Annotated in this window: 4 protein-coding genes; all 4 read left to right on the top strand. The window is 68.5% G+C overall.

Features of this window, described 5'->3' with window-relative positions; translation table 11 throughout:
- A partial coding sequence (locus MFF13_RS25790) for an efflux RND transporter periplasmic adaptor subunit (protein WP_238273335.1) occupies nt 1-1,159 on the top strand: 1,159 nt, incomplete at its 5' end.
- A 13-nt stretch (nt 1,160-1,172) separates the two neighbouring features.
- A complete protein-coding gene (locus MFF13_RS25785) occupies nt 1,173-4,430 on the top strand; it encodes an efflux RND transporter permease subunit (protein WP_238273334.1) in 3,258 nt (1,085 codons plus the stop codon).
- A 4-nt stretch (nt 4,431-4,434) separates the two neighbouring features.
- Nucleotides 4,435-4,989 carry a threonyl-trna synthetase gene (locus MFF13_RS25780; protein WP_147828549.1) on the top strand — a complete coding sequence of 185 codons (555 nt, stop codon included), beginning with the start codon at nt 4,435-4,437 and terminating at the stop codon, nt 4,987-4,989.
- A 477-nt stretch (nt 4,990-5,466) separates the two neighbouring features.
- Nucleotides 5,467-5,727, top strand: a complete 261-nt coding sequence (locus MFF13_RS25775) for a hypothetical protein (protein WP_147828548.1) — start codon at nt 5,467-5,469, stop codon at nt 5,725-5,727.
- The last annotated feature ends 357 nt before the right edge of the window (nt 5,728-6,084 follow it).

Below are 6,084 nucleotides of genomic sequence, written 5' to 3'. Positions count from 1 at the left end.
CGTTATGGGTTCACGACCTAAACCTGCCGGCGGCCACAAGCATTCCGAGGGCGAGGCGGACGGCCACGACGAGGAGGGCGAGGGCAAGATCAAGATGACGGCCGAGCAGGCCGAGGAGCAGGACATCAAGCTCGCCACGGTCGAGGGCGGCATCCTCTCGCGCCATCTCTTGGTGCCTGGCACCATCGCCCAGGACGCCGACCGGATCGCTCGCGTCCCCGTGCGGGTCGTTGGAACCGTGGCCGAGATGCGCAAGCGCCTCGGCGAGGAAGTCGCCAAGGGCGAGGTCGTGGCCGTCCTCGACAGCCGCGAGGTGGCCGAGGCCAAGAGCGACTTCCTCACCGCGACGGTCAAGGCGGACCTGGAGAAGACGAACTTCGACCGCCAGCAGGCCCTCTGGGACAAGCGGATCTCGGCCGAGTCCGCATTCCTGAACGCCAAGGCGGCCTACTCTGAGGCGACGCTTCGGGTCGACCTGGCACGCCAGAAGCTGTCGGCCCTGGGGCTGAACGCGGCCGAGGTCGCGACGTCCGCCAAGAAGGACGAGACTACCCCGAACCTATCTTCGTTGCGCCGCTACGAGCTCAAGTCCCCGCTCGCCGGCCGTGTGGTCGAGCGCAAGGTCGACGTCGGAACCGCCGTCGGCAAGGAGGGCGATCCGGCCGACGTTTACACCGTCGCCGACCTCTCCTCCGTGTGGATCGAGCTGGCCATCCCGACCACGGAGCTCTCGAAGGTCCGGGAGGGCGCCAAGGTGACCATCGTCGGAGGCGACGACGGCCCCCGCGGCGAGGGCAAGGTCGTTTTCGTCAGCCCGATCCTCAACGCCGAGACGCGCTCCGCCCGGGTCATCGTCGCCCTGCCGAACAATGACATGGCCTGGCGGCCCGGCACCTTCGTGACAACCGAGGTCGAGATCGCCCGCGACCCGGTCAAGGTCCGGCTGCCGAAGTCCGCGATCCAGACCATCGGCGGCGAGAAGGTCGTGTTTGTCCGAACCCAGGAGGGCTTCGAGCGCCGGGACGTGACCATCGGCAAGGCCGACGACGACGCCTTCGAGATCCTGACCGGCCTCAAGCCCGGCGACGAGGTCGCGGTGGCCAACTCCTTCGTCCTGAAGGCCGAGCTCGGCAAGGCCGAAGCCGACCACGACCACTGAACGGGGGCCGGCCATGATCTCGAAGATCCTCGACTTCTCCGTCCATCAGCGATGGCTCGTGGTGCTGCTGTCGCTCCTCGCGGCGGGCTTCGGCGTGTTTTCGCTGACGAAGCTTCCCATCGACGCCGTCCCGGACATCACCAACAACCAGGTGCAGATCAACACCACGGCGCCGTCGCTCTCCCCGGTCGATATCGAGAAGCAGGTGACCTACCCGGTCGAGACCGCGCTCGCCGGGATCAAGGGCCTCGAATACACCCGCTCGCTCTCGCGGAACGGCTTCTCGCAGGTCACCGCGGTCTTCTCGGAGGCGACAAACGTATATTTCGCCCGCCAGCAGGTCGCCGAGCGCATCGGCGAGGCGAAGTCGACCCTGCCGCCGGGGGCCGAGCCGCACATGGGCCCGATCTCCACGGGCCTGGGCGAGATCTACATGTGGTCGATCCACTACGCCCAACCGAAGGATCGTAAGGTCTCCCCGGACGGCAAGCCGGGTTGGCAGGGCGACGGGAGCTACCTGACCCCCGAGGGTCAGCGGCTTGCGACAGAGCTCGAACGCACGGCCTACCTGCGCACGGTCCAGGACTGGATCATTCGCCCCCAGGTGAAGACCGTGCCGGGCGTGGCCGGCGTCGACAGCATCGGCGGCTTCGACAAGCAGTACCACGTCCAGCCGGACCCGATGAAGCTCACCGCCCTTGACCTGTCCTTCGCCGACATCGGCCGGGCGCTGGAGGCCAACAACGCCAACCTGGGTGCCCGCTACCTGGAGGACAACGGCGAGGGCTACGTCGTCCGTGCCGCCGGCCGCCTTGAGACCATGGAGGACATCGGCTCCGTGGTCGTGACCACGCGCGGCGGGGTGCCGGTCCGCATCTCGGACATCGCGGAGGTCCGGATCGGGCGGGACCTACGCACCGGGTCGGGCAGCGAGGACGGGCGCGAGGTCGTCATCGGCACCGCCCTGATGCTGATCGGCGAGAACAGCAGGACGGTCTCGGCCGCCGTTGACGCAAAGATGACCGAGATCCGGCGCACGCTCCCGCCCGGCGTCGAGGTCCAGACCGTGCTCAACCGGACCCTGCTGGTCGAGGCCACCATCCGAACGGTCGCCAAGAACCTCGCCGAGGGCGCCGCCCTCGTCATCGTCATCCTGTTCCTGCTGCTCGGTAACATCCGGGCGGCCATCGTCACCGCCCTCGTCATCCCGGTGGCGATGCTGATGACCATGACGGGTATGGTCCAAGGCAGGATCAGCGCCAACCTCATGAGCCTCGGGGCGCTGGACTTCGGCCTCATCGTCGACGGCGCCGTCATCATCACCGAGAACGCCCTGCGCCACCTCGCGGAGCGCCAGGGGGAACTCGGGCGCAAGCTCGACCTGGAGGAGCGCCTCGTCACCGTGCGCGCCTCGGCCGAGGAGATGATCAAGCCTTCCCTGTATGGGCAGGCCATCATCATCCTCGTCTACGTGCCGCTCCTCACCTTCACCGGGGTCGAGGGCAAGATGTTCGAGCCGATGGCGCTCACCGTCATCATCGCCCTCGTCTCGGCCTTCGTCCTGTCGCTGACCTTCGTGCCAGCGATGATCGCGATCGTCATCACCGGCAAGGTCACGGAGAAAGACAACGTCCTCATCCGCGGGCTCAAGGCCGCCTACCGCCCGATCCTCGGGGCCGCCCTGCGGGTTCCGATGACCTTCGTCGCGGTCGCCCTCGTGCTGCTCGTCGGGGCCGGGTTCCTGTTCAGAGGGTTGGGGCAGGAGTTCATCCCGCAGCTCGACGAAAAGAGCATCGCGCTGAACGCCCAGCGCATCCCGTCGACCTCCCTGACCCAGTCGCAGGCGATGCAGCTGAAGGTCGAACAGGCCATCAGCCGATTCCCTCAGGTCGCCTACGTGTTCTCAAAGACGGGCACCGCGGAGGTCGCCTCGGACCCCATGCCGCCGAGCTCGTCCGACACCTTCGTCATCCTGAAGTCGCAGGAGGAATGGCCCGACCCGAGCCTGTCCAAGGCCGACCTGCAGGAGCAGATCGAGAAGGCCCTCGGGGCGCTCGCCGGCAACGTCTATGAGTTCTCCCAGCCGATCCAGCTGCGCTTCAACGAGCTCCTGGCCGGGACCCGCGGCGACCTCGCCGTGAAGGTGTTCGGCGAGGAGTTCGAGCCGATGCTCAAGGCCGCCAACCAGGTCGCCGCGATCCTGCGCGGGACCGAGGGCGCCGACGACGTCAAGGTCGAGCAGACGGCCGGGCTGCCGTTCCTGGAGATCAAGATCAACAAGGTCGAGGCGGCCCGGCTAGGCCTGAGCACGTCCTCGATCCAGGACGTCATCGGCGCGGCCATCGGCGGCCGCGAGGCCGGCATGGTGTTCGAGGGCGATCGTCGCTTCCCCATCGTCGTGCGCCTGAACGACAAGGTGCGCGAGGATCGCGAGGCCCTGGAGAACATCCCGGTCCCGCTGCCCCCCGGCGTCAACGGTCGGGCCTCCTCGGTGCTGCTGAAGCAGGTCGCGAGCTTCTCCGTCACCGAGGGACCGAACCAGATCTCGCGCGAGAACGGTCGCCGTCGGGTCGTGGTCACGGCCAACGTGCGCGGTCGCGACATCGGCTCGCTCGTGGCGGAGGCCCAGTCCAAGGTCGCGTCCGGGGTCCGGCTTCCCGCCGGCTACTACGTGACCTGGGGCGGGCAGTTCGAGAACCTGGCCTCCGCCCGACAGCGCCTGATGGTCGTTGTCCCGGTGTGCTTCTTCCTGATCTTCCTGCTGCTGTTCTCGGCCCTCAACTCGGCCCGGGACGCCCTGCTGGTGTTCAGCGCGGTCCCGCTGGCTCTCACCGGCGGCATCGCGGCCCTGTGGCTGAGGGGGATGCCGTTCTCGGTGCCCGCGGCGGTCGGGTTCATCGCCCTGTCCGGGGTGGCGGTGCTCAACGGCCTGGTGATGTTGACCTACATCAAGCAGCTCATCGCGGAAGGCCGACCACGACGCGAGGCCATCCTGGAGGGCGCGATGACCCGACTCCGGCCGGTGGCGATGACCGCCCTCGTGGCGTCGCTCGGGTTCGTCCCGATGGCCCTGGCGACGGAGACCGGGGCGGAGATCCAGCGGCCCCTCGCGACGGTGGTGATCGGCGGGCTCATCTCGGCGACCCTGCTGACGCTGGTCGTGCTGCCGGCGCTGTTCGCCCGCTTCGCCGGTGCCGTCGTCCCCGCCAGGGCCAAGGCGACGGATGCCGGGGCCCGCCCCCATCCCGTCGTTCCCCAGGCCGCGGAGTAGGCCGATGGCGCGCCGATGGGTCTTCCCGACCGCGCTCGTCCTGACGGCAATGGCCGGTACGGCGCACGCGGCCGAGCGACCCGCCGGAGAGGGGCCGTTCGGACTGGCATGGGGTCCGGTGGACCGGATCGATACCCCTTCGATGGTCGACCGCGAGGCCAACCTGACCGGCCTGTACTACCTCCACGACCGACCGCTTGCCTCGGGTCCCGACACGGTCGAGGTGATGCTGGTGGTCTGCCGGGAGGAAGGTCTCCAGCAGGTCGTCTGGGTCGGCCGGCCACTCGCCGACGAGGCCCACCTCATCGCGCGTGACGCCGTCCGTCGCGAAGGGGGTTGCATCTACGGCGAGCCACGGCCGGGACCGCTCACGGATCGCTCGAATGGTCTGCCGGACGAACCGTACTGGCGAACGCGCGCGATGCCAGACGGCACGCGGGGACTCGTGATGTCGGCCTCCGGCCCGGACTACGCGGCCTGCTCGGAAAGCCACCGCGCCGCCACCCCCCATCCCGCCGACGCCCATGTAGCCGACCTGCTCCGGTCGGGCGTGCCTTGAGCCTACCGACGCGACCCCGGCCTGAATGCCTGGTCGACCACCGCGAGATCCATCGTCATCGGTTGCCGCAACGGTGACGGGCAAGAAGCTCGGCCGCCGGATGGAGTAGTGGGGCGGCGGGGGCGGACGACGGCGCAAGGTCCGGCCGCACATACGCAAGGCCGCTGCGCGGGCGTTCCTCACGACCGCGATCCTGATCGCCGGGGTCCTGGCGCTGTTCGGCTGGCTCGCATCGATGCCGTAACGGGGCCGACCGCGGATCGCCGGGACCGTCCGCCACTCCCGGCTGGCCAGGACGACGAGGATCGCATCGCCGCGGGGCATGCCGCCGGCCCGGGCGGTGGCGAACGCAAATTTTGTTAAGCACGTCCGGCGGAGGAGAACGTACCCCGCGGAACGGTCATGGAAACGGAGCCGTTCCCGAGGCTCGGGTGCCGTCGGTTTCGACGCATCGCCGACAACGATTTGAGGAAGCCCATGAGAAAGTCTCTGTTCGCCGCCGCCATCCTGGCAACCCTGGGCGTCGCCTCGGTCGCACCGGCCTCGGCCGCCCCCGGCATGATCGGCGCCGTCGACGCCCCGACGGCCGTGACCGAGGTCCGGATGGACGGCATGCACAGCCATCGCGGTCATGGAATGCGCCATCACCATCATCGTGGGCACATGATGCGGCACCACCATCACCACCGTGGGCACATGATGCGCCACGGGCATGGCCATCGCCATCACCGCATGTGACCGGCAGGGGTCCTTCGGGGCCCCTTATCGTATCCGACGACCCCCGGGCCCAGTTGTCGCGACGTGATTGCGGAGACCTGATACAGGAGCCCCCCGCAATCCAGGCGAGGTCCGTACTTCCAAAACTCCGCTTCCATCAGGCGAAGAGGGCGTAACGGTTCGACCAGCCTCATCCGGCCTTGCAAGGCTAGAGATACCTCAGCCAGGCGATATCGCGTCGGGACGCCTTGAAGCGCGAGAACCAGGCCGTCGGCCAGTAGAGGGGTACGACCAGCCCGACGTACCAGGCCAGCACCCAGCCATAGCTCGCAACGCCGAACACCGTGCCCTGCGTCGGGCCTGTGTAGGGCGGTGACA

Source organism: Methylobacterium cerastii (assembly GCF_022179125.1).
Lineage (GTDB): Bacteria > Pseudomonadota > Alphaproteobacteria > Rhizobiales > Beijerinckiaceae > Methylobacterium > Methylobacterium cerastii.
This window is presented reverse-complemented; position numbering and strand designations above follow the sequence as displayed.

What these genes read in the sequence shown, in the direction of transcription:
- MFF13_RS25785 (WP_238273334.1), top strand. Translation starts at nt 1,173, where the DNA reads ATGATCTCGAAGATCCTCGACTTCTCCGTCCATCAGCGATGGCTCGTG.
- MFF13_RS25780 (WP_147828549.1), top strand. Translation starts at nt 4,435, where the DNA reads ATGGCGCGCCGATGGGTCTTCCCGACCGCGCTCGTCCTGACGGCAATG.
- MFF13_RS25775 (WP_147828548.1), top strand. Translation starts at nt 5,467, where the DNA reads ATGAGAAAGTCTCTGTTCGCCGCCGCCATCCTGGCAACCCTGGGCGTC.